General features: G+C 45.5%; 27 protein-coding genes. 13 read left to right on the plus strand and 14 right to left on the minus strand.

What is annotated here, in order from left to right; genetic code table 11:
- Positions 1–38 precede the first annotated feature (38 nt).
- Both QT992_RS18900 and QT992_RS18905 read left to right on the plus strand, forming a co-directional pair.
- Positions 39–1,559 (plus strand): polysaccharide biosynthesis/export family protein, encoded by a 1,521-nt coding sequence (locus QT992_RS18900; RefSeq protein ID WP_333318604.1) that lies wholly within the window; start codon positions 39–41, stop codon positions 1,557–1,559.
- A gap of 187 nt (positions 1,560–1,746) precedes the next feature.
- Positions 1,747–4,029, plus strand: coding sequence for a lipopolysaccharide biosynthesis (locus QT992_RS18905; protein ID WP_333377487.1), 2,283 nt, complete (start codon positions 1,747–1,749; stop codon positions 4,027–4,029).
- Between the two features lie 462 nt (positions 4,030–4,491).
- Here the strand turns inward: QT992_RS18905 and QT992_RS18910 are convergent, their stop codons facing one another.
- Positions 4,492–4,782, minus strand: coding sequence for a hypothetical protein (locus QT992_RS18910; RefSeq protein ID WP_333318608.1), 291 nt, complete (start codon positions 4,780–4,782; stop codon positions 4,492–4,494).
- Between the two features lie 433 nt (positions 4,783–5,215).
- On the opposite strand from QT992_RS18910, the gene lpdA reads away from it, so the two are divergent.
- The 3 genes from lpdA to QT992_RS18925 all read left to right on the plus strand — a co-directional run bounded on the left by lpdA (position 5,216) and on the right by QT992_RS18925 (position 8,012).
- Entirely contained in the window at positions 5,216–6,652 is a 1,437-nt protein-coding gene (gene lpdA, locus QT992_RS18915; protein ID WP_333141562.1) for a dihydrolipoyl dehydrogenase, read from the plus strand.
- A gap of 296 nt (positions 6,653–6,948) precedes the next feature.
- Entirely contained in the window at positions 6,949–7,440 is a 492-nt protein-coding gene (locus QT992_RS18920; protein WP_333336552.1) for a DUF4365 domain-containing protein, read from the plus strand.
- Positions 7,437–8,012 (plus strand): hypothetical protein, encoded by a 576-nt coding sequence (locus tag QT992_RS18925; protein ID WP_333336554.1) that lies wholly within the window; start codon positions 7,437–7,439, stop codon positions 8,010–8,012. Before QT992_RS18920 ends, QT992_RS18925 begins: the two co-directional genes overlap by 4 nt.
- On the opposite strand, the gene QT992_RS18930 is transcribed toward QT992_RS18925, so the two are convergent.
- Positions 8,009–8,398, minus strand: coding sequence for a HEPN domain-containing protein (locus QT992_RS18930; RefSeq protein WP_333336556.1), 390 nt, complete (start codon positions 8,396–8,398; stop codon positions 8,009–8,011). The genes QT992_RS18925 and QT992_RS18930 overlap by 4 nt on opposite strands.
- Complete coding sequence (locus QT992_RS18935; RefSeq protein ID WP_333377492.1) at positions 8,395–8,721, minus strand: nucleotidyltransferase domain-containing protein; 327 nt, start codon at positions 8,719–8,721, stop codon at positions 8,395–8,397. Before QT992_RS18935 ends, QT992_RS18930 begins: the two co-directional genes overlap by 4 nt.
- Positions 8,722–8,807: 86 nt before the next feature.
- Between QT992_RS18935 and QT992_RS18940 the strand changes: the two genes are divergently transcribed.
- Together QT992_RS18940 and QT992_RS18945 are read left to right on the plus strand one after the other, a co-directional pair.
- Positions 8,808–9,131 carry a hypothetical protein gene (locus QT992_RS18940; protein ID WP_333318619.1) on the plus strand — a complete coding sequence of 108 codons (324 nt, stop codon included), beginning with the start codon at positions 8,808–8,810 and terminating at the stop codon, positions 9,129–9,131.
- 16 nt (positions 9,132–9,147) lie between these two features.
- A complete protein-coding gene (locus QT992_RS18945; RefSeq protein ID WP_333377495.1) occupies positions 9,148–9,537 on the plus strand; it encodes an SCO4402 family protein in 390 nt (129 codons plus the stop codon).
- On the opposite strand, the gene QT992_RS18950 is transcribed toward QT992_RS18945, so the two are convergent.
- The gene (locus tag QT992_RS18950; RefSeq protein ID WP_333377498.1) at positions 9,534–10,013 is read right to left on the minus strand and encodes a hypothetical protein; all 480 of its coding nucleotides are present in this window, start codon (positions 10,011–10,013) and stop codon (positions 9,534–9,536) included. The two genes, QT992_RS18945 and QT992_RS18950, sit on opposite strands and share 4 nt — an antisense overlap.
- A 114-nt stretch (positions 10,014–10,127) precedes the next feature.
- Positions 10,128–11,234, minus strand: coding sequence for a hypothetical protein (locus tag QT992_RS18955; RefSeq protein WP_333377501.1), 1,107 nt, complete (start codon positions 11,232–11,234; stop codon positions 10,128–10,130).
- A gap of 267 nt (positions 11,235–11,501) precedes the next feature.
- Between QT992_RS18955 and QT992_RS18960 the strand changes: the two genes are divergently transcribed.
- On the plus strand, positions 11,502–12,995 hold the full coding sequence (locus QT992_RS18960) for an NB-ARC domain-containing protein (RefSeq protein WP_333377504.1): 1,494 nt from the start codon (positions 11,502–11,504) through the stop codon (positions 12,993–12,995).
- Between the two features lie 28 nt (positions 12,996–13,023).
- Complete coding sequence (locus QT992_RS18965; RefSeq protein WP_333318628.1) at positions 13,024–13,293, plus strand: type II toxin-antitoxin system Phd/YefM family antitoxin; 270 nt, start codon at positions 13,024–13,026, stop codon at positions 13,291–13,293.
- A 218-nt stretch (positions 13,294–13,511) separates the two neighbouring features.
- Here QT992_RS18965 and QT992_RS18970 read toward each other — a convergent pair whose 3' ends face one another.
- From QT992_RS18970 to QT992_RS18985, 4 genes are all read right to left on the minus strand, one after another.
- Positions 13,512–13,871, minus strand: coding sequence for a DUF5615 family PIN-like protein (locus QT992_RS18970; RefSeq protein ID WP_333336564.1), 360 nt, complete (start codon positions 13,869–13,871; stop codon positions 13,512–13,514).
- Complete coding sequence (locus QT992_RS18975) at positions 13,868–14,203, minus strand: DUF433 domain-containing protein (RefSeq protein ID WP_333336566.1); 336 nt, start codon at positions 14,201–14,203, stop codon at positions 13,868–13,870. The genes QT992_RS18970 and QT992_RS18975 overlap by 4 nt, the downstream gene beginning before the upstream one ends.
- A 157-nt stretch (positions 14,204–14,360) precedes the next feature.
- On the minus strand, positions 14,361–14,750 hold the full coding sequence (locus QT992_RS18980; protein WP_333318630.1) for a XisI protein: 390 nt from the start codon (positions 14,748–14,750) through the stop codon (positions 14,361–14,363).
- Positions 14,735–14,986, minus strand: coding sequence for an element excision factor XisH family protein (locus QT992_RS18985; RefSeq protein WP_333336568.1), 252 nt, complete (start codon positions 14,984–14,986; stop codon positions 14,735–14,737). Before QT992_RS18985 ends, QT992_RS18980 begins: the two co-directional genes overlap by 16 nt.
- Positions 14,987–15,166: 180 nt before the next feature.
- Here QT992_RS18985 and trpC point away from each other — a divergent pair, with 180 nt between their 5' ends.
- The 3 genes from trpC (at position 15,167) to QT992_RS19000 (ending at position 17,897) form a co-directional block, all read left to right on the plus strand.
- Entirely contained in the window at positions 15,167–16,066 is a 900-nt protein-coding gene (gene trpC, locus QT992_RS18990; protein ID WP_333318632.1) for an indole-3-glycerol phosphate synthase TrpC, read from the plus strand.
- Between the two features lie 349 nt (positions 16,067–16,415).
- A complete protein-coding gene (locus tag QT992_RS18995) occupies positions 16,416–16,661 on the plus strand; it encodes a DUF5340 domain-containing protein (protein ID WP_041623669.1) in 246 nt (81 codons plus the stop codon).
- A 78-nt stretch (positions 16,662–16,739) separates the two neighbouring features.
- The gene (locus tag QT992_RS19000) at positions 16,740–17,897 is read left to right on the plus strand and encodes an alanine--glyoxylate aminotransferase family protein (RefSeq protein WP_333141592.1); all 1,158 of its coding nucleotides are present in this window, start codon (positions 16,740–16,742) and stop codon (positions 17,895–17,897) included.
- A 55-nt stretch (positions 17,898–17,952) separates the two neighbouring features.
- On the opposite strand, the gene QT992_RS19005 is transcribed toward QT992_RS19000, so the two are convergent.
- The 4 genes from QT992_RS19005 to nblR form a co-directional block, all read right to left on the minus strand.
- Positions 17,953–18,168 (minus strand): DUF2949 domain-containing protein, encoded by a 216-nt coding sequence (locus tag QT992_RS19005; protein ID WP_333318634.1) that lies wholly within the window; start codon positions 18,166–18,168, stop codon positions 17,953–17,955.
- Positions 18,169–18,283: 115 nt separating this feature from the next.
- A complete protein-coding gene (locus tag QT992_RS19010) occupies positions 18,284–18,496 on the minus strand; it encodes a hypothetical protein (RefSeq protein ID WP_333318636.1) in 213 nt (70 codons plus the stop codon).
- Positions 18,497–19,173: 677 nt separating this feature from the next.
- Entirely contained in the window at positions 19,174–19,689 is a 516-nt protein-coding gene (locus QT992_RS19015; protein ID WP_333318638.1) for a DUF192 domain-containing protein, read from the minus strand.
- A gap of 103 nt (positions 19,690–19,792) precedes the next feature.
- Positions 19,793–20,488, minus strand: a complete 696-nt coding sequence (nblR, locus tag QT992_RS19020; protein ID WP_333318640.1) for a response regulator transcription factor NblR — start codon at positions 20,486–20,488, stop codon at positions 19,793–19,795.
- A 326-nt stretch (positions 20,489–20,814) separates the two neighbouring features.
- Between nblR and rbsK the strand changes: the two genes are divergently transcribed.
- Positions 20,815–21,735: a ribokinase gene (rbsK, locus tag QT992_RS19025; RefSeq protein ID WP_333318642.1), complete on the plus strand. Its 921-nt coding sequence runs from the start codon at positions 20,815–20,817 to the stop codon at positions 21,733–21,735.
- A gap of 223 nt (positions 21,736–21,958) precedes the next feature.
- Here the strand turns inward: rbsK and QT992_RS19030 are convergent.
- Positions 21,959–22,441 (minus strand): transposase (locus tag QT992_RS19030; protein ID WP_333336571.1); only part of this gene is annotated, 483 nt, incomplete at its 5' end.

A 22,441-nucleotide genomic window follows, 5' to 3' on the forward strand; every position in this document is an offset into this window, starting at 1 on the left:
CCCTTATTCAAAATATTACTTTGTTAAATCCTCGGAAAATGCGGGAAAAATCCACTATTAAAAATCGCCTCGCTTTTGGCTTGGCAGGTCTGCATTCAACTGCTTGGACTCTATCTTTTGCTGCTGTATTCTGGGGTTTTAATAGCAAAAATTTTTCGGAAACGGCTTTAGCTCAACCTGTTGTTCCAAGAGACGAGCGACTCGTGGCGCCACCGCCATTGCGTGTACCGCCACCGCCGCCTGCCAATTTCAACCGGGATATTAACCCAGCTTTTCGGAATCGGCCCTACCGCCTGGGCCCGGGAGACCAGATTTCTGTTCAAGTTCAGCGCTTCCCAGAGCTAGGTTTTACAGGTGCAATCAGCCCTGAAGGGGTAATTGTACTGCCGCTAATCGGAACAGTAAATGTGCGTGGTCTTACTGTCGAAGAATCACAGCAGCGCCTCCGCGAGCGCTTTGGCCAATTTATCAAAAATCCTCAAGTCTCGGCTGCTTTGCTGGTTCAGCGCCCCGTAGTGGTGACGGTGACGGGGGAAGTGGCCAGACCGGGTTTTTATCCGCTGCAAACCCCCCAGCTTCCTGCGGCTTTGGCTGCTGCTGCTGGGACTAATCCTACGGCCCAACTGCGAGGGGTGCGGGTGCGGCGGACTCTGCCGTCCGGTGATGTCGCGGAGCAAGTTGTTGATATTTTGACACCGTTGCAAACTGGTATTGCTCCACCGGATTTGCGTTTGGAAGATGGAGATGCGATCGTCGTACCGTATAAACAGGTTACGCCCGATCGCAAATCGGATCAAGATTTAGCATCCAGGTACAGCCTCGCTGCTGCTGCTGTCCCCGTCCAAGTCACTGTCACCGGAGAAGTCAGCAAACCGGGTTTTTACACGCTTCCGGCGGGTTCTGGTCGAATTTCGGCTGCTTTGGTGACTGCGGGGGGAGTCACGGGAAAAGCCGATTTGCGGGAGGTGCGAGTGCGGCGGACGCTGATGGACGGCTCGTCTGTGGAGGAACCAATCGACCTCTACACTCCCCTCGCAAACGGTAACGATTTGTTCGATTTTCCTTTGGCATCGGGAGATGTGATTGTCATCCCGGAATTGGACGCTAGTACCAAAAACCTAGACTACGACAAAGCTCTGGTTTCGCGGTCTACTCTGATTAAGCCCAGGATCTACGTTCGAGTTTTGAGTTACGCTAGTGGTGGTTTGACCTCGTTCTACGTTGAAAATGGCAGCAGGTTTTTGGATGCTCTCAACAACTTGCCTGTTAATCTTGCTGACTTGCGGAAAATAGCCCTGATTCGGTTCGACGAAAAGCAAGGTAGAACAATCAACCGTTCGATAGATGCTAAAGCTGCTTTGGAGGGCAATGTTTCTCAGAACCCGATGCTCGAAGATAATGATGTGATTGTTATTGGTAGGAATTTGGTAGAGCGCATTGGTTATGTACTAAACACTTTTACTCGACCATTCCGCGATACTTTGGGATTTATTCTGTTCTTTGAGCAGTTGAGAAATGGAGTAACAGATTTGTTCGGCCCGTCACGTAATGATAGGTAGTCATACTATTTTTGATTTTCGATTTTCGATTTTCGATTTGAGATGGGGAATGACTTATGCAATATGGGTTTAGCTCGCAGACCGAAAGTTCTAAGGTTTTTGGGGGATTTGTAGAATTAGTCAGCAATCATTAGTTATCGTTAACAATTAGCAATCTAAAATCTAAAATCTAAAATCTAAAATCGTCATGACTTTATCCGTTGTTAAACGTTATTTAATTGCTTTCGACCAATACAAGTGGGTGGGACTGGCTACTCTCGCGGTGACTGTGGGGGTGTCGGGAGTAGTTGCTTTGCAGCCAACTCCGCGGCCCGTTTACGTTGCTGTAGGTACGCTGGGCTACGACAGGCCGAAGGTGATTTTTTCATCGACTACTACTAAAATTCAACAGGAAGGACAAGAAATAACTAAAGATATGCTGCTGGATAGAAGGGTGGTTGAAGCAGCAGCAGAAAAACTCATCAAACCCGAAGAAAAATTAAACAAAAAAGAAGCGAAAGAAAAAATACAAGCTTTGGCTGAAAAGCTGGGGAAAGACGTGCAGATAAAGATGCCAAGTAAGAATAATGACCCCAGCGCTTTGATTCAAGTATTGTACAAAAATGCCGATCGCAAAAAAGCAGAAGTGGTACTAGAGGCGCTGATGATCGAAATGGTGGCTCGCAGCAAAACTATTAATACTTCTAGACTGCGTGAGACGATCGCCCAAATTAACGAGCGTTTGCCGAAAGTAACTCAGGAACTTAGAGAGACGGAAGCAAAACTTGAAGCCTACGAAAAACGAGAAGGAACTTCAATTTTAGCAGCTCAGAGCGGTGCTTTGCCGCTAGCGATTACCAACAGCCAACAGCAGCAGCGGCAACTCCGCGTGCAGTTGGGAGGAATAGAAGCTCAAATTAACAGTTTGCAGGATCGCTTGGGATTGAATGTGGAGCAAGCTTACGTCGCTCAAGCACTCTCTGCCGATCCAATTATTGCCCAACTGCGAGTGCAATTGTTTTCGATCGAATCTCAGCTCAAAATTCTCCGCAGCGACTTGCAGGAGGAACACCCGAAAATAGTAGAATTGCTCAAACAAAAACAAGCTTTTGAGCAGCAGTTGCAGCAGCGGCAATCTGAGGTACTCGGCGGTAACGGGGTGGCGGCTCCGCTCAGAAGTGCCGCTCGAATTCGGGTAGACTCTTCTTTAGATCCGGCCAGACAGCAGTTAGCTCAAAGTTTGATTGCTTTGCAAACGCAGCGGGATACTGTGCAACAGCAACTCCAAGGAATCGAGAAAACTGAACAAGAATTGCGTCGGGAACACGCGACAATCCCCAACAAGCAGTTAGAACAAGCGCGGTTAGCCCAGCAAGTGGCGTTCAAAAAAGCTCTCTACGATAAGATGCAGTCGGCTTTGGTAGATGCTGAGGCGGCGGTAGCTGAGACAACGGGGAGTTTGACAATCGCCCACCCTCCCAAAACTGATGACGTTGAGTCAAACAAGAGAGGTTTGCCCGTGATGCTGGCGGTGGGCGGATTTGTGGGATTGCTGCTGGGCGGGGGGTTGATATTTTTGTTGGGGATGCTCAACGGCAAGTTTTACAGTTGGGAAGAAGTGCGGGCGGCTTTGGTGGAAAAAGAGGTGCCGATACTGGGAGTTTTGCCTGAAGTGACGGTGTTTGATTCCTACGCCGATGAAATGCCTTTGGCCCTGGAGGCCAATTCTCCCTATTTGGAATTTTACGAGCGGTTGCGTACTAATTTGCGCCGGATTGGGGACAAACCGGTGAAGGTGGTGTTGTTGACTTCGGCGGCGCCTTTGGAGGGGAAAAGTTTTAGTGCTTACAATTTGGCAATTGCATCGGCTCGATCGGGTAAACGGACTTTGCTAATTGAAGCAGATTTGCGATCGCCTTCTAACGTTGAATCTTTGAAAATTTCTGCTGATCCTTTGGCGGCGGTGGAACCTTTGCACTATTACGGCAATATTAGCGAGTGCGTCCTTTTGGTTCCAGAGGTAGAGAACCTATACGTCGTGCCGAGTCCCGGCTTTTTGCGACAAGCCTCCGCCGTACTAGAATCAAGCGAAATGCGGAGATTGTTTGAGGATGTTCGCAACCGCTTTGATTTTGTGGTTGTGGATTCTCCGGCTTTGAGCGAGTGCAACGACGCGCTGACGCTGGAACCGTACACGGACGGTATGATTTTGGTGGCGAGGCCTGGTTACACTTTGTCTAGTATGTTGTCTGAGGCTGCGGATCAGTTGCTGGAATCTGAGGAGGACGAGTCGCATAAATCTGGGCCGCGGCTGTTGGGAGCGATTATTAACGGTGCTGATATTGCGGTGAAGTTCCGCAATGATATTGATATTGATGAATGGGAGTTGCCTTTGAGTGCGATCGGCGATCGCGCGATCGAAGTGCGATCGAGGCAATTACCGCAGCACTCAAAGCCTAAAAATAAGGCTATTAATAGTAAATTGAGATAATTTATCTGGCTTGATTCTTGTAAAGCAATCCTCAAGAAAATGTGAATGTTTTTTAGGTGCAACCTAAGCAGGTTAAGCCGAAAGCACCGTTAACAGCCCGTCGATTTTAGATTGGGAATTGATATAAATTCTGGTTGCTTTGGAATGATTAAACCGCAGAGGACACAGAGAACACAGAGTCAGAGAACAGAGAGATGAATCATTTCTATGCTATTAGATTTTAGATTTTAGATTTTAGATTGATATCAATTCTGGTTGCTTTGGCCTGATTAAACCGCAGAGAACACAGAGAACACAGAGTCAGAGAACAGAGAGATGAATAATTCCTAGGCTACCGAATTTGACATTAAAAATTGACTCCACAGATTCATCTGGGAGCGTAAACATTAATCTAAAATTTTACACTTGTCAACAGTCAACAGTCAACAGTCAACACTCATTACTTGAAAATGTGTCATCGCACTATTGATTGGATTCCGGGCGTTTGGAGTGTTTACTCTGGATAAACTGTTCCAAATCGGCGATCGCATCTTCAAAATCCGACAAATTAATTTTCGCAGGTCTAGTCTTCTTCGGCAAACTCGAAGACTGACTCGAAGACTTAGCCGGAGGCGGTGGAGATTTAGGTTGTGCAGCTTGAGTGCTGTTCGATTCTATAGAATCGAACAATTCATCCAGGGACTCAAAAAATGATTGAGCCGAGGCCCGGCGTAAATCTTTCTGGTCGTCGTCATCCGTCATAAGCCACTCCATAGGGTCTAAAATTTGCCAACAAAGTCTGTCCGCCCCGGCGCGTGCAGATATTAGACATGAAAACCGACTAAAACAAGCAGGAGGACAGAATTTAACCGGGCGATGGGAATGCCTGTGGCTGAACTTGCTGCCCCATATAAAACCTGCTGCGGGCATTGTCAGCCTTCAAACTATATTTAACTCTACACCCGCCTACTGAGTGATTTGAGACTTTGTGTAGACCCAGCTCAAAATCATCGACCCTGAAAAAATCTCAGTTAGGGCTCTTTCGTTGTCTAATTAACCCTAGTCTAGTCGAGAATAAGGAAACAGGACTTATGCAACTATTACCGCTGTTCAAGGGTTGCGATGGGAACGCGCCAGCTCGAAAGGACGGAAATACGGTGTTTTTTGCTTGAGTCCTAAGATTTCAAAGGCATTAGGAGATTTTAAGGTGACTCAGGGATTTGATTACGATTTAGCAATTATCGGCGCGGGCGTGGGCGGACACGGCGCGGCCATACACGCGGTTAGCTGCGGGCTGAAAGTGGCAATTATCGAAGCAGGGGACATGGGGGGGACTTGCGTCAACCGCGGCTGCATTCCCTCGAAGGCGCTGTTGGCGGCTTCCGGGCGGGTGCGAGATTTGCGGAATGCCCACCACCTGAAGACTTTGGGCATTCAGTTGGGGAGTGTGGATTTCGATCGCGGGGCGATCGCCAATCACGCTAATACTATTGTTAGCAAACTTCGTGGCGACTTGACCAACAGCCTCAAACGTTTGAACGTGGATGTCATCCAAGGTTGGGGCAAAATTGCCAGTGCTCAAAAAATTACCGTGGAAACCGATAAAGGCGAGAAAACTATTACCGCCAAGGATATTATTCTCGCTCCCGGTTCGATTCCCTTCGTCCCCCCTGGGATAGAAATTGATGGCAAAACTGTTTTTACCAGCGATGATGCTGTCAGGTTGGAATCGCTGCCGAAGTGGATTGCAATTATTGGCAGCGGTTATATCGGTTTGGAGTTTTCGGATATTTACACAGCCCTGGGCTGCGAAATTACGATGATTGAAGCTTTAGACCAATTGATGCCGACTTTTGACCCGGATATTGCTAAGTTAGCAGAACGAGTCTTAATTGCACCCCGCGATATTGAAACAAAAGTAGGTGTTTTGGCGAAGAAGATTACTCCGGGTTCGCCGGTCATTATTGAATTAGCTGATTTCAAAACTAAGGAAGTTGTCGAAGTTTTGGAAGTAGATGCTTGTTTGGTAGCAACTGGCCGAGTTCCGGTGAGCAAGAATTTGGGGTTAGAAACTGTTGGCGTGGAAACGATGCGCGGTTATATCCCAGTTAACGATAAGATGCAGGTTTTGGCGGCGGGAGAACCGGTGCAAAATTTGTGGGCGATCGGCGATGTTAATGGCAAGATGATGTTAGCGCATTCTGCGTCTGCTCAGGGAATTGCCGCAGTGGAAAATATTTGTGGCCGTGCCCGCGAAGTTGACTATTTGAGTATCCCGGCGGCGGCGTTTACTCACCCGGAAATTAGCTATGTGGGGATGACTGAACCTGCGGCCAAAGAGTTAGGAAAAACTGAAGGGTTTGAGGTCGGTTCTGTCAAGAGTTATTTTAAGGGAAATTCTAAGGCTATTGCGGAGGGTGAAACCGACGGTATGGCTAAGGTGATTTACCGGAAGGATACTGGGGAGTTGTTGGGAGTTCACATTTTCGGTTTGCACGCTGCGGATTTAATTCAGGAGGCGGCAAATGCGATCGCCCAGCGCGATTCTGTGAACACTTTAGCATTCCGCGTTCACACTCACCCGACGCTTTCGGAAGTGTTGGATGAGGCTTTCAAACGGGCTGCTGGAGCGGGTAGTCATTAATCTGTAGGGGCAGTGTCTCGATTAGTGTCAACTTAAGTCTAAACCCTTGAGAAAACTCGTTTGCATTCCAGTCTAGATCCCCCTAAATTCCCCTTAAGAAGGGGAGTAGGGGTTGACTTTGAAATCCATTTCACCCCTTTTTAAAAGGGGCTTGAATGCTCTTATCCCCCCCTTGTTAAGGGGGGCTAGGGGGGATCGAAAGCCTATCGGAGCAACAAAAGACTGGTACTATGTTTGACGTGTTTGTTGACACCAATGTGCGATCGTGGCCGCCCGTTTTTGAGAATTGTGTTTAAATGGAACTGAATCAACGCAAAGAATTATTTAGCAAGGCTTATGTCCGTGCTGTGGCGGCAGTGGCCGGCTGTTCTGTAGATCAACCTGAGAATGATTATGATAGCGTGGATCTCTGTATCAAGGCGATCGGCAGCGATCCAATGCAACCGCACCGCCTCGAATTGCAGTTAAAATGTACTTCAAGAGATGTACTCGATGCTGAATCTGTGCGATATCCGCTCAATGTCAAAAATTACAACGACTTGAGAGTCACTGCCTTTATTCCCCGCCTGCTGGTTGTCGTTTTAGTACCGGAAAATATAGGGGAATGGATACAACAGTCAGAACAGGAAATGTTGCTTAGACATTGTGCCTATTGGGTATCGCTGCGGGGAATGCCTGAAACTAGAAATATAAATCGCATTACTGTTGAATTGCCCCGCCGGAATCACTTTACTCCACAGGCTCTTGAGTCAATTATGCAGCGTATTAGCAAAGGAGGTTTCCCATGAAAGTAACTGTACGGGATTTGGAAGTTTTCAAAAGTTTAGATGTGAATGTAATTATAGCATATTTACAAAAAAAAGGCTGGCACGAACAAAGCCGAATTTACGACAATAAAGGAGCGATTTGGGTCAAAAAAAATGATGCAGGAGATGTGTTTGATATCGGGCTACCTTTGACGCGGGAGTTTGCGGATTATCCCGCTAGGATGGGAGATGCTATCAAGACGCTGGAAGTGTCAGAAAATAGTTCTCAGTTAGAGATTTTAAGCGATTTAATTACTTCGTTAGACAATACTGAGATTCAGGGATTTGTTGTGAAAGTCGATCGGGAAGAAGGGGAGAAATTTGGTAAGGTTGCGATGATGGGATTTGTTGTGGGTAAGTTGCAGAAAATCTATCTCGAATTGAAAGAAAATGATTTCAATTTGGCACGGGAAGCTTATCAGGAAAGAATTCCCGTCACTTGCGGCGGCGATTTTGTCAAAGAGGGCGGATACTTTGCTGTGAAAAATCTGCGGGAGTTTGCTTTGATGGTGGAGGAAGCTAAAGGAGATGAAATTGCGAGCGCAGTTATTTAGACTGGCGGTAGAGTGCCGATCGCATTTTGGGCTAATTCTAGAAATTGCTCGCCGCAGTTAATTTGCTCCGCAGCTTGCTCGACAGTGACAGTATCAAGTCCCCCGTAATCCCCACTATTTCGCAAGTCTTGAGCATCGATTAAGAATCGGTGAAACTCAGCAGGAACTCTTCCTGTCCGGGCAAATTCTCGGCCAAAAGCTCCAATTACTGCGGCATGACTGGAAAATGACATTCCTTCGCCATCTAAAAATGCTTCAGCAATGTAAAACATGGCATAATAAGCGCGAGATGCTGCATAGTCTGGGAAACCATTATTTAGTAATAGCTTTGCCGCCGATAGACTTTGACGAGCTTTCAGGAGCAAGTCTAATTGTTCTGGTTTCATAAAGCTATTCCCTCTTTACGAATATTCCTCAACAAAGGCCCATTGTAGTGTAGAAATCGCTGTTCGTCCATAAACAGACAGCTAATAACTTCATCATTTTGGAGTGACAAATCGGCTCGAATGTGGCTAGTTCTTTTGATTTCTTCGCCGGGATTGACTTGTCCTTTGAGGACGACTAAAACATCAATGTCAGAGTCTGGGCGTGCGTCGCCTCGCGCTTGGGAACCGTAGAGCACCATTTGGGTGAGGCGATCGCCGTAAAGTTGCTCGAAGTGCGATCGTAACTGAGTTAGGATGGTCTTGAGTTTATCGTTAATACTCATATTTGTGATAAATTATTTAAGGTCGATATATCCTCTGTGCTAAAATTGCTGTCTAGGAACAGGATTAAGCATAAACCAGGTGCGAGGTGATTTCAAGTCAAGATTGGACATTTCCAGAAGCAGCTAGCCAGAAAATACCCGAATCCTGGGGCGATGCACAGCCAAACAAAAAGAAACCAGGTTGGCGGTGGCGAGATCCAACAAATCAGGGAAATGGTGTAAGGATTGACAAAGGGGATGCAGATAGCAGTTTTCCTTCTCAGCAGGTAGACCACGTTATTCTTAGAAAAGACGGTCAAGTTATCGGTAAAAATGGTCAACCCATTGCAGGTAGCATCAAAAACAATCCCACAGAAGCTCACATCCCTTTAGATGAATGGTTGCAGTGGCAAACATGGTACGCACCTTAGTAAAGGAGAAAATTGTATGGTAAAGTATCCGAAAATGAGAGAGGAGTTATTAGAAACTCTCCGAAGTTTGGCATATAGAGAATATCAACATAAAGTTTGGCTAGAAAACGATTATCCGCCCGGTATTGAGTGCGACAGTTTTGATGAGGCGGTTCATTTTCTTTACGACGATACTGTGTTGGCCGAAAACCCTGATGCGGCGATCGGAGTAATTATTGAAGATGAAAAAGAAGCCCGTTTGATCTCAGCAGTTTGTCAGGCTATAGACTTAGTTTTTGAGGCGTTGGGGACAGAAGCTTCTGATGAGGAGTATATTAAATGTTATGAGTGGACAAGCGTAGTTGAGGCGGCATCGAGAGCGTTGCAGGCGATGGAAATTAAATCGCCGACAGCGGTTAAGATTTAAGTGAAAGTGCGATTCCCGACGGGATAGCTACCCTTCACGCACTTTAGGCAGAATGGCTGCAAATCTGGCTGAATTTTGGCAACCACAAAAGGGGATTCGATATCGAGCGACCAGTTTTCATCAATAATTTTGAGATTGGCATCTAAAATCAGAGTCAGTTCGCCAATTTCATCATCGCCATCATCGCTAACCAGGTTGTTTTCAACCGCAGATAAATCGGCTTTGAGTAAAAATTTAAGTTTAATCCAGTGAGAAGTGGAATGCTTGTTGATGATATTCGTGCCGATCGATCGACCGATTAACTCAGCATAGATTGGATGAATGAAAGCTATTTCTTCATAAAACTTATTATTGCTATCCCAGTAACCTCTTATTTTGTAATTACAGGATTCTAAATGTTGGGTGGCGAGGCGATTTATATCAATAGGTGCTAAGATTTTAGCGATTTCATCCCAATTATGGGGTAGAGATTCCATTGGGTTGTGTGCGATCGGGATTCTTTGATTATACCAAAGAGCAATCGCACTTCAATCCCTTTTAGCTCTTTTCAGCATTTCGTTTTCCAGCATTTCTCTGATTGAGAGGCATCTTCATTCATTTAGTGTTCCGACCCTATAATTTAATCTCTCTTGCCTTTCGGCTTTATTGATGGAATCAGAGTTTGTCCACAATGGTTCTGGCTGTAAGTCGGGAATCTTATCAAACCGCCTAAAAACTGATTCGTCACCTGTAATTTCATAAATTATTTTAGCTATCCCTTTGCAGCAACTTTCAGGATAAAGAAATACCTGTCTTTCGCTAAAACGAATTACATACCAGTCACGCTTTTGAAAAAAGTAGTTACGGTTATCGTCTTGACCTATACAATGAGTTGGTATCAACGGATAATTCCTAGGATATTGGCGTGGGGTGTATGGTTCATCTATTTCAATATCTATTGAAAACCAGTTGTTTTCAGGATCAACATAGGCAAAATCTGGTGTGTAAGACACTACCATTTTTAAGATGAATATTTTATCATCACCAAAATAGTTTCTGAGCAGGTTAGGAAATCGACAATTATCAGGGTATTCTGTGAATCCTCTTCTGTCTTCTGCTGGTTCTATGTCAAACTTTTGGGGTTTAAGTGATAAAAATGCTTGTTGACAAGCCTCCATCCTCCAATCACTGACTTTTTGGGGATTTCGTAAGTTTTCAACTTCCTGTTGGTAGATTCTTTCTAAGTCTTGCTTTTGACGTTCCCCTTCAGCAAGCAACTTCTTATGTTTAATTTTCTCTTGATGTATGGATTGTTCCCAGTCTTTAATAATTTTAGGATAACTCTTTCGTTTTTCCTGGTAAGCTGCTAGTTCTTCCCGATATTGGCTAAGTCTGATAGGATAGCTTTCAACCTGGGTATAACCAAACCAAAACACTCCTAATGTTAACATTATAAAAAAAGTCCATCCGGCTCCAAGGCTATTACTAGCACTACCAACTAAGGCACTGATTATAGATACTCCTAGTTCAGAAAGAAATAATGGAATTAATTTTATCCTGACAGGAGGTGATTCAATAAAAACTTCTGGTTCTTCTGGCTTAGGTAGTAGTTGAAGTATTGGCGGAGGAAAAACTTTTGGTGGTTCTGGTACTGGAGGTAAGCTTACCAAAGCTTTCTCAATAGAAAGTGGATACAAAATCACTGGGTAAGTATTCATAAATGTTAGAAATTTAACTAAACTAAAGCGATAGCCATCATCTGAAGCAAGATTATTTATGTTGAAATAAACTTAATGAATGCCTGATGTAAATATTATTTTTTCGTAATTCTTCCGTTTTGTACAGTCGGTAAAAGTCGGAACAAGTAGGGGATTTGAATATTTCTTTTAGCTTATTAAGTCGGATAAAGCCGGATAAAGTAGGTCAGACCAGAAAAAGTCGGATAAAGTAGGATATAGTAGGTAAAACTCCTACACCACCGACCTATGGACGTTCAAGAAGTCTTAAAACTTGCCGACGACCTAGTTTTTATCAATACGGGAAAACACTTAGACAATCTGCAAGAGGTGATACTGCGGGGAACTTTACAAGGTCAGAAATACTCAAAAATAGCCGATCAATTTCACTGTAGTGAAGGTCACATTAAAGATATTGCCTCTGAATTATGGAAGCTACTATCAGAAGTATTAGGCGAAGAAGTCAATAAGGCAAATTTTAGAGTCAGATTGGAGCAAGTAAAATTCTCAAATCTCTGGAACTTTAATAAAGATATTGTACAAATTGGTGAAGTCAACTTCTGTGAAAATAGTTCACATTCTCCAAAAGCCTCATCACCAATTGATGAAGAAGTTCTCAATAAAGACAACACTGAACCCAAAGTGCGTCAATTCTTAGCTGAAATGCCTAAGTCTGGCATTTTCTACGATCGCACATCCGAACTCACCACCCTCAAAGAGTGGATTCTACAAGAAAACACCCGCCTACTCGCCATACTAGGCATAGTCGGCATTGGCAAAACCGCACTCGCCGTACACCTAGTAGAACAAATCAAACATGAATTTGATTTCATCATCTGGCGAAGTCTCGCCACATCTCCACCCCTGTCAATACTTCAAAAAAATATAATTCAATTCTTCTGTAGGGGCGGCGCCCCCGTGCCCGCCCCAAACGCCGACGGCGTGCCCGCCTTCGGTAGGGGCGGCGCCCCCGTGCCCGCCCCCTCCCCAGAAGAAGGGGCAACCACGGGGGGTTTGCCCCTACTGAACTACTTGCAAAAATACCGCTGTCTGCTGATACTCGATGACGTACAAATTGTAAATAGCAGCGGACAACTCGCTGGCAATTACCAACCTGGATATGAAGATTACGGCACACTCTTCAGACAGGTAGGAGAATTATCTCACAACAGTTGCTTAATCCTGATAGGTTCGGAAAAACCCAGAGAAATCGCCGCATTAGAAGGCAAAAACCAGCCCATTCGCTCATTACAACTCAATGGTTTAGGTGCTGAAGCGGGGGAAATCCTTAGAGAAAAAGGTTTAACTGAAGATGCAAAATTTTCCGAACTAATTGAACAATACAGAGGCAATCCCTTGTGGTTAAAAATAGTTGCTACAATGATTCAAGATTTGTTTAACGGCAGCCTATCGGAATTTTTGTCGGAGGATACACTATTTTTAGGTGATTTAGAATCTTTACTGCATCAGCCATTTAATCGCTTATCCGAGTCAGAAAAACAGGTAATGTCATGGCTAGCGAGTGAAACCGCGCCAGTTTCCCTCTCAAAAGTGCCAGAGAATCTGCAATTATCTCGATCGCACTTTTTGCAAGTGATGCAATCCTTGGGACGGCGTTCATTAATTGAGAAAATCCCGGAGGGCGATCGCACATTTTTTACCCTTTGCCCGATACTAAAAGAGTATGTCAAAACTAACTATTCCCGCCCAAACATAGAAAAAGAAGCCCGATCGCCCTTATAATATCCTTAGTATTGGGAAGCCAAAAACCATGTCACTCACACAAACCCAAGTAACCTATACTGAAGCTCTGGCGAATCTTGATGAACTGTGCGAACAAGTCATCAGCGATCGCGATGCCATCATCATCACCCGCAAAGACGGCGAAAACGTAGCCTTAATTGCCGCTGACGAGTTGGCAAGCTTATTGGAGACATTACACCTGCTGCGATCGCCCAAAAACGCCGATCGCTTGTTAAGTGCCCTGAAACAGGCAAAAGCCAGAACAGCCCAACCTCAGACTGTCAGCGAATTATCTTGAACTTAGAAATGTGCGATCGACCTTTTGGTAAAATTTGGGAATGCGCGATCGACCTTTGTTTATTGAATTGGCTTTTCAGTCCTCTTTTAGAGGACTTTTGCTATGAGACGGGGGTTTTCAACCCCCGGCGGACTTGCGGGTTAGCGAAGGGATTTTGGCGGCAAAATGTGCGATTCCCTACAGGATAGCTAAGCTTCACGCACTTTATCAACATTTTTTTATAATGGAATCCAATCCAATTTATCAATCCATTCTTCAGCTTCCGAAGTCTCCCAAACTATCACAATTTCTTCTGCCCATCTGCCTAAACTTGCACTTGGACGCACCCAAAACAGTCCCCAAATTTGTCCTCCCGTTGCCCAATATTCCTCCAAATGTCCAGGAATACTTTTGCGGTTATCCGTTACCAATAGCCTTTGCGATGATTCCAAATAGCTGATCATTTCTGGATCGAGGGTTCCTAATGGCGGTGCATTTGCGTCGCCCACCCGCAAAATATCTATCTCCGGCTGGAGTTTTAAGACAGCACTTTTAAGCTTAGGCGGCAAATTTTCATCGAGTAAAAAACGAATTTTCACTTGAGTAGAAGTAACTCCTGTTCTCGCTGTGCTTTGATTGCTCTTACACGCTTTACTACATCAGAAGGTTCCTTAGCCAACCATTCCTGATAGCGTTCTTCCCGCCACTTCGCCAGCCGCAACATATAAGCATCCATCTGCCTCCGATTTTGCAGATAATAAGTTAGCGTTGCGTAAATTTTCTCTAAATTCAAACTTGGTAATTCTTCCAGAATTTGGTCGGGCGAATATCCATCCAAGTAATATTTAATTACATCGTCAATGCCGATCCGATGTCCTTTGATGCGGATGTCATCGGGGTCGAGAAATTCAAAATATTCTTCTAGTTGCATCGGTTAATCTCCGAATACTTAGTTAATCGCATTTTATCATAAATGGAAAAGGGCGATCGACCTTATATAATAGAAACTTGTTACGATCGCCCTTTATCCCCTTATCATGCTTCAAATCCGCCGTCGTCCCCCCAGCACATCCGTCTCCGTACTCTACTTAGGCAGATCGCACAGCAGATTCAGCAAAATTTTCTTCATCTTTGTCGCTCAAACCAGTTCCAAATTCAGTATATTGTCGCACTTGAGGATGCCTAAAACCGAGTACAATATCTTCTTTAGGAACACCTGCAGCCAATAAATCAGTCGCCACTCCTTCTTCAGTATCATCATATTGAATCCAGATTTTATCGCCGATTAAATTGATGTGGATTGGTGTGGCGTGAAGGTAATTGTCATCATTCCAACCTATATCCAAAACTAAATATCCTCCTCGTTCATCATCAAATAACAGTTGAGAATGATAGCCGTCAGGTATAGTATTGCGGTATTTAGCGTGTTCCTGAAGTATGCTTTTGATAATTTCTTGGTATCTCAATCGGGTATCCATTGAAGTATTGCCTCACTTTTTTCAGCAAAAACAATCAGTTTAACAATTTGATTTTTTAATAACACTTGCCCTAATTCTATGGTAAATACGCTCTTAAAAATCGGTTGAGAAATTGCCAGATAGAGACTTCTATTATAGAATAAGTTGAGAGTGAAATTTTGCAGCATTCTCAAGAACAGGCAAGATGCCTGTTCCACAAAGAGAAAGTTCTTTTGTGGGGAGTAGGGGTTGGGCATCCTGCCCGCCCTTCAAGAACAGGCAAGATGCCTGTTCCACAAAGAGAAAGTTCTTTTGTGGGGAGTAGGGGTTGGGCATCCTGCCCGCCCTTCAAGAACAGGCAAGATGCCTGTTCCACTATGAAGAATGATGCAATATCTCCGTTGAAACTTGTTACGATCGCCCTTTATCCCCCTATCATGCTTCAAATCCGTCGCCGTCCCCCCAGTACATCCGTCTCCGTACTCTACCTCAGCTACCAAATCGCCGTACCCGACGCCGAACCTCAGCACATCCTCGAAGAAATCGTCTGGGAAAAAGAAGCTGAAGTAGCCCAAAAGCGCGATCGCACCCCGTTAGCCGATCTTCACAAAAAACTCCCGTTTGCACCGCCCATCCGCGACTTTCTTGCCGCCCTTAAAAACGGCAAAACCACACCCGCTATCATCGCCGAAGTTAAAAAAGCTTCCCCCAGCAAAGGCGTAATTCGCGAAGATTTCGACCCGGTGGCGATCGCCCTAGCTTACCAACAAAACGGCGCCAGTTGCATCTCCGTACTCACCGATGAAAAGTTCTTTCAAGGCAGCTTTGACAACCTCGCTAAAATCCGTGCCGCCGTCGATTTACCCTTACTTTGCAAAGAGTTTATTATCTATCCCTACCAAATTTATCTCGCCCGCATTCACGGTGCCGATGCTGTACTTTTAATCGCAGCTATTCTATCTGACAAAGACTTACAATACTTTGTGAAAATTGTCAAGACATTGGGCATGACAGCTTTAATAGAAGTTCACACTCTCGAAGAACTCGATCGAGTATTAACCCTAGAAGGCGTCAACCTAATCGGCATCAACAACCGCAACCTAGCAGACTTTTCCGTCAGCCTAGAAACAACCGGTCAACTATTAGCCGATCGCCAAACCGAAATTCAAGCAAAAGGCATCCTCATCGTCAGCGAGTCAGGAATCCACACTCCCGACGACCTAGCTAAAGTTGCCAGCGCCGGAGCAGAAGCCGTCCTCATCGGCGAATCTCTGGTCAAACAGCCCGATCCGGGCGCCGCTTTAGCCTCGCTGGCCGATCGCCCTCCCAGCCTGTGAAAGGCGAGACCGCTTGACAAAGCACCCTTAATTCTGATAAAAAGTGATTAAGTAGGTAAATAATGAGAATTTCTAGCCTGCATCGACTCAAGCGCTACTGTAAAAAAGAAATAGCACTGAAAGCTATATTGCATAGAAATATTTTGCCAGAAAGCAATTAAATCTATTCTGTAAGCCTGTCGATCGCAAGATTTAGCGTGTCCAACGCACCCAGCCCCGAATATTCGATCGGCAAAGCAGGGGTTATTGTACGGTTAGAAAACAAATAAAAAATCGGGCATCTAATGTTCACCGTGATGCCTCATGCAATTGCAATGGGGTATCGGTTCGCTGAGGTATATTAGCTTTCATGGAGCCAATCCCCCTTCCTTCGTACATTCATTATGAATTGCTACTTCAATTGTTAGAGCGCAAAACGATGTTTGCTGTCAGTCCACAATCGCCGCAGCAGCAACAAGTGCACCAACTTATTATTACACTGCGTAAAGCCCTTGCCATTCAAAAGCAATTAGAACAAAGCTGCGAGCGATCGAACTTAGCGGTAGAACACCGCTGGTCTCTAAATGAAATTAACCACAAGGGAGTTAAAAGTTAAAAAAGTTAGAGTAGCGACGTGACGGATCGTATTTGATTTATTCTATATAACTCCCACCGAAAAACTTAGGACAATATCATGGACAACAAATTAATGCTGATGATTCCCGGCCCGACGCCGGTGCCTGAAGCGGCATTGTTAGCGATGGCAAAACACCCGATGGGCCACCGCAGCAAGGAATTTGACGCGATTTTTGCAGAATGTACCGAAAACCTCAAATGGCTGCACCAAACTAAAAGTGACGTGCTGAGTTTAACGGTTTCTGGTACCGGCGCGATGGAAGCTGGGATAATTAATTTCTTGAGTGCGGGCGATCGAGTTTTAGTCGGCACCAACGGCAAATTTGGCGAACGCTGGGCTGAAGTCGCCGAAGCTTACGGTTTAAACGCCGAAATTATTAAAGCCGAGTGGGGCCAACCCTTAGACCCCGAAAACTTCCGCGAAAAACTCGAAGCAGATACAGAGAAGCAAATCAAAGCTGTCATCATCACGCACTCGGAAACCTCTACCGGCGTCCTCAACGACCTCGAAACCATCAACCGCCACGTTAAAGCCCACGGTGAAGCTTTAATTATGGTTGATGCTGTCACTAGCTTAGGCGCTGTCAATATTCCGATGGACGCTTGGGGAATCGATGTCATTGCTTCGGGTTCTCAGAAAGCTTACATGATTCCTCCAGGTTTGGGTTTTGTGGCCGTCAGTCCCAAAGCTTGGGAAGCTTACAAAACTGCAAAACTGCCCCGCTATTATTTGGATTTGGGCAAATATAGCAAAGACGCTGCCAAAAATACCACTCCTTTTACTCCCCCTGTCAATATGTTTTTTGCCCTGCAAGCATCGCTGCAGATGATGAAAACAGAAGGGTTGGAAAATGTTTTCGCGCGGCACAAACGGTTGATGACAACTACTCGCGCTGCTGTAAAAGCTTTAGGTTTGCCGTTGTTTGCTGCTGACGATGCCGCCAGCCCTGCGATTACTTCGGTTATGCCGCCAGAATCCGTAGATGCTCAAAAAGTGCGGACTTTGATGAGAAAGAGATTTGACATTGCTCTCGCCGACGGACAAGACCATTTGAAAGGTAAAATCTTCCGAATCGGTCATTTGGGCTTTGTGTGCGATCGCGATATTCTAGCAGCAATTTCCTCTTTAGAAGTTGTGCTGAGCGAATTGGGTCATGAAGGCTACACTCCTGGTGCCGGCGTTGCCGCTGCTGCCAAATTCTTGGCTGAATCCTAATCTCAGTTGTTAAAGGATTTTAGATTTTTGATACTCTCTAAAATCTAAAATCCTTTTAATATGCTTCGGATAACCAATCAAAGATTTTATCCAACTGTTCGAGAGTGACTAAACCGTATTGCCACAGAACCATCGGCAAGGAATTCGGGTCTCGATCGCGATGCCGCTGTTTGTTATCGCCGACACGTTCTGCGACAGCAATTGACGCGGGCGAAATTGCCAAATCTTCTTGTAAAAATCGAATTAATCTAGTGTATGTAGCGGGTGCCATGTGATTTCACCTCTAAGTATAGGACACCATTTTCTGATGTGAACCTGATGTTTTTGATGAGTAATAAGCCAGTTTTAAATTTGTCTTGTTACCGTCGATAGGTTTTAAAACGCTATTAGCGGTTGAACTGCCAAACGTAATGCTGAGTGCGAGCGCACAAGCTAACCTTTCCCAAAAAGTGAAAGGTTTTGCAATTTGGCTGATGTCTGCCCGATCGACTGGTAATCGCGATCGAACCTAAACTGAATACCTCGGCATCTCTGCAGCGCGAATCAGAATAAATTCTGCTACCTAAAACTACTAAACCAGGTTCAGAGTTTAACTTCATCTGCCGAAATGCAGAATCCGCAAATCTACTTCGGCAAAATTAGTTAGATATTTCGATCTAACCCGAAACTGCTACCACAAGTTAAGTTTGCCAATTCCCGCCAATTAACTTGGCTCGTAGCATATTACTTTAGATAGGTTTAGTAGATTTAGCTCGATCGCCAGAACTTCCAGAGAATTTCTTTTCGTTTTGCTACACCTTGAGGCTGAGTATCGTCTCTCAGGATTGGTAACGAGTCGCTGACCCGTCTGATACCTGCGACCAACCATCTACAGCTTCGGGAAACAAGCTCAAGTCCTGACTGACTGAGATCGACATCGTAGCAAATGTTTGGGTGTTTGTACTGAATGTTACATTAATATTCTAATAGATTTTATCAATTTTTGTAAAGTTTCTAAATTTTCTTGGGTATTCCGAAGGCAGGCAGGGCTGTTTCATTCTCACCAAAAACATGAATTTTGACTCTGTAGGGGTAGTGCTACCCCTACTCCCCGTGCCTACCCCCCCGTGCCTACCCCGCCACAGACGACTGCACAGGCGTTTGGCACATGGGGGCAGCCACGGGGGGCTGCCCCTACAAGAGAATGAAACAGCCCTGCGAAGGCAGGGGGCTCTCTGGGCGATGGAAACCGGGGGATTGTGTCTGTCTGCAGATTTTACGGAAACAGTCCGAAGTTTTAGTCGAAAAACTCGATTTCAATACGATCGCCCTTTTTGACACCGAGTTCAGCAGCCCGCCCGCCCCGGAGTTCAATAACTCGATCGACAACTGTATCGGGCCCGTAGGTAGGACAAGGATCTTCAGTACAAGGAGGTGCAGAAACTTCGATCGCCTCAACCACCCCATCTCGCAGAAAAATCATATCCAGAGAAATCTTGCAATTTTTCATCCAAAAATTGACCCGCCGCGCCGGTTTAAACTCAAACAGCATTCCTCTGTCATCCGGCAAAGAAGTTCTGTACATTAAACCCATAGCCTGCTGTTCCGGTGTTTTCGCCACTTCGAGTTCGATTGGGCGATCGCCTATCCGAGCTCTAGCAGAAACAGGCAGCACTTGACCCGATGTTATCGCCGTCGGAGACTGCGAGGCCAAAATACCAGTAGCACCAGCATTCGCGATCGGTAAAGTCGGCGAACATCCCAGCAAAAATATACTTACTCCAATACCGAGCAAATTAGTTAAATAATTCATAATGATTTTAGATTGTTGACTGTTGACTGTTGACTGCGTTGAGTGATGACAACTGACAACTGACAACTGACAACTGACTGATGACTAATGACTGATGACTTCTTCAAGCTTCCCGCATCACATAGCCAACACCGCGCACCGTCTGAATCAAGCGCTTTTCGCCCTCATCTTCAATTTTGAGCCGCAGATAGCGGATGTAAACCTCAATCACATTCGACTCACCCAAAAAGTCGTAACCCCAAACATTTTCCAGAATTTGTTCGCGAGTCAAAACCTCGCGGGGATGTTCCATCAAATACTTTAGCAGCTCATATTCCTTCATCGTCAGGTCGATCGCCCGTCCATTGCGTAAGGCCCGCCTAGAGGCCAAATCCAAAACTAAATCGCCAAACCTCAATTGTTCGTTGCTGCTGTTATCCGGCTGCAAATACAAGCGCACCAACTGCAAAAACTCCTCAGTGCGGTAAGGTTTAAGAAAATAATCATCCGCACCAGCTTCCAGACAAGCTACGCGATCGTCAACTGTATCACGACCGACCAATAGCAGCACCGGCGCCCGATTGCCAATACTTCTGAGGTGAGAACACAGTGACAGCCCCGACTCAGCGCCAAGTATGCGATCGATTACAATCAAAGCTGGCTGCAATTCATGAGCTAAATGTTGGCCTGTGGCGGTATTAGAAGCCACTACCGGTTCGTAGCCGGAGGATTTTAAGTCGAGACTCAAGTGTCCGGCGAGAACTTCGTCTGTTTCAACTAGCAGGACACAGGGATTGCGATCGAGAGTAATTGCAGCCATTGAATTGACCTGTGGAGACCATAACTGTTCTAGCACGTTTGATGGCCGTTGGTTGTTAACTGTTGGTTGTTGGCGGTTGACAGTTGACAGTTGACTGTTAGCTGTTGGCTGTTGTTATTTGTTATTTGTTGTTATTAGACTTCTCCTAAAAAGCAGATTTTGAACAGGCATCCTGCCTGTTCCACGATAATTATGGGAGATGTCTATTCGTTATGGGTTATTTGCGAGTTGCTACCCATTACCAATTCCCAATTCTATAATGCCCAATGCCCAATGCCCCATGCCCCATCCCTCCGCTTCGCTCCGCCCAATTCCCAATTTAAATTATGAGTATCATCGTATTCGGCAGTATCAACATCGACCTAGCAGCAAAAACTCCCCGGTTGCCACAGCCAGGGGAAACTATCATCGGTAGCAATTTTTTCACGGCAGGCGGCGGCAAAGGAGCAAATCAAGCCGTCGCGGCCGCCCGTCTCGGCACTTCCACCCACATCATCGGTCGCGTCGGCAACGACAAATTTGCTGAAGAATTATTGACTAATTTACAATCTTATGGTTTAAGTACAGACAATGTATTAATAGACCAAAACACTCATTCAGGAGTGGCAATTATCGCGGTAGACGAGACAGGTCAAAATAATATTATTGTGATTCCGGGGGCGAATAACAATGTCGGTGAAGCAGATATAGAACGTCTCAAAAAACTGTTAACAGCAGCTACATCTTTGCTGTTACAGTTAGAAATTCCCCTGGAAGTTGTCCAAAAAGCTGCGAAAACTGCTCGTCAAGCGGGGGTGCGAGTTATTCTCGATCCAGCACCGGCGAGGGCGGATTTGCCACTGGAACTTTATCCGCTAATTGACATTATGACGCCGAATGAAGTGGAAGCGGGCCAGTTAGTCGGTTTTCGGGTGAATGACACGGAAACAGCGATTGTAGCTGCCAAACACTTGCAGGAGCGTGGGGTCAAGAATGTTATTGTCAAATTGGGCGATCGCGGGGCTGTTGCTGTTACTGCGGATGAAACCTTTTTTGTACCGGCTTTTGCTGTGGAGGCGATCGACACTGTGGCTGCTGGCGATGCTTTTAACGGCGGTTTGGCCTCTGCATTAGATGCCGGTCTGTCCTTGTCAGAGGCGGTGCGGTGGGGCGCAGCAGCGGGCGCTTTGTGCACAACTAAAGTGGGTGCTCAAGGTGCTATGTGCGATCGGGCAACTTTTGATAAATTTTTGCATAATTTAATTTGAATTTGTCAGGTGCCGAAGGCGCACCCTACTTTAACTTGTAAAGCTAATTCGCCGCTGGTTTGCATCATCTCTATCTGTCCAGTAGTTTAGGGCAAGATAAAGAAGATATTGCCTGTAGGGACACAACAGTGTTGATTGGTTTCAACTTAACATTAAACCGATAGTCCGACAGTCCGACAGGGGTTGAAACCCCTGCCTCAAAGCTAAAGTCCTCCTAAGAAACTCAATCTAACTGCGGAGTTTTAGCAACTAGCTCAAACCCAAAAGACTCCGCAGTTTTCTCCAGCTTAGAGACGATCCGTTGTCGATATTTCTGTTCGTAATAGTCGGCCCCTGAATCAGCATAAGCGGTTTTGGTACTCCAAAGATGATAGAAGATGCGGGCTAGCTTGTGAGCAGCAGCGGTATTGGCTCCAGCAGCACCCAATCGAGCGCGCAGCCGACGATAAAAAGCCCCTAAAGCTGATTGAGAACGAGATAAAGATTGAGCAGCCAAACGGAAGGCATTGGCAGCTCGATTAACTACTTGACGGGTATGAGAACTTTTGACTTTACCGCCGGTAATCCTCGAACCGGGACACAACCCTAACCAGGAACAAAAGTGTTTAACGGTAGGGAAACGAGTAGCGTCTAATCCGACTTCCGAGAGCAGGGTTTGTACTGTGAGGGCATCAAAACCAGGAATTTGGGTAAAATCTACTCCACT

The sequence above is a fragment of the Microcoleus sp. T3_D1 genome (assembly GCF_036700405.1).
In the GTDB taxonomy this organism is placed as follows: Bacteria; Cyanobacteriota; Cyanobacteriia; order Cyanobacteriales; family Microcoleaceae; genus Microcoleus.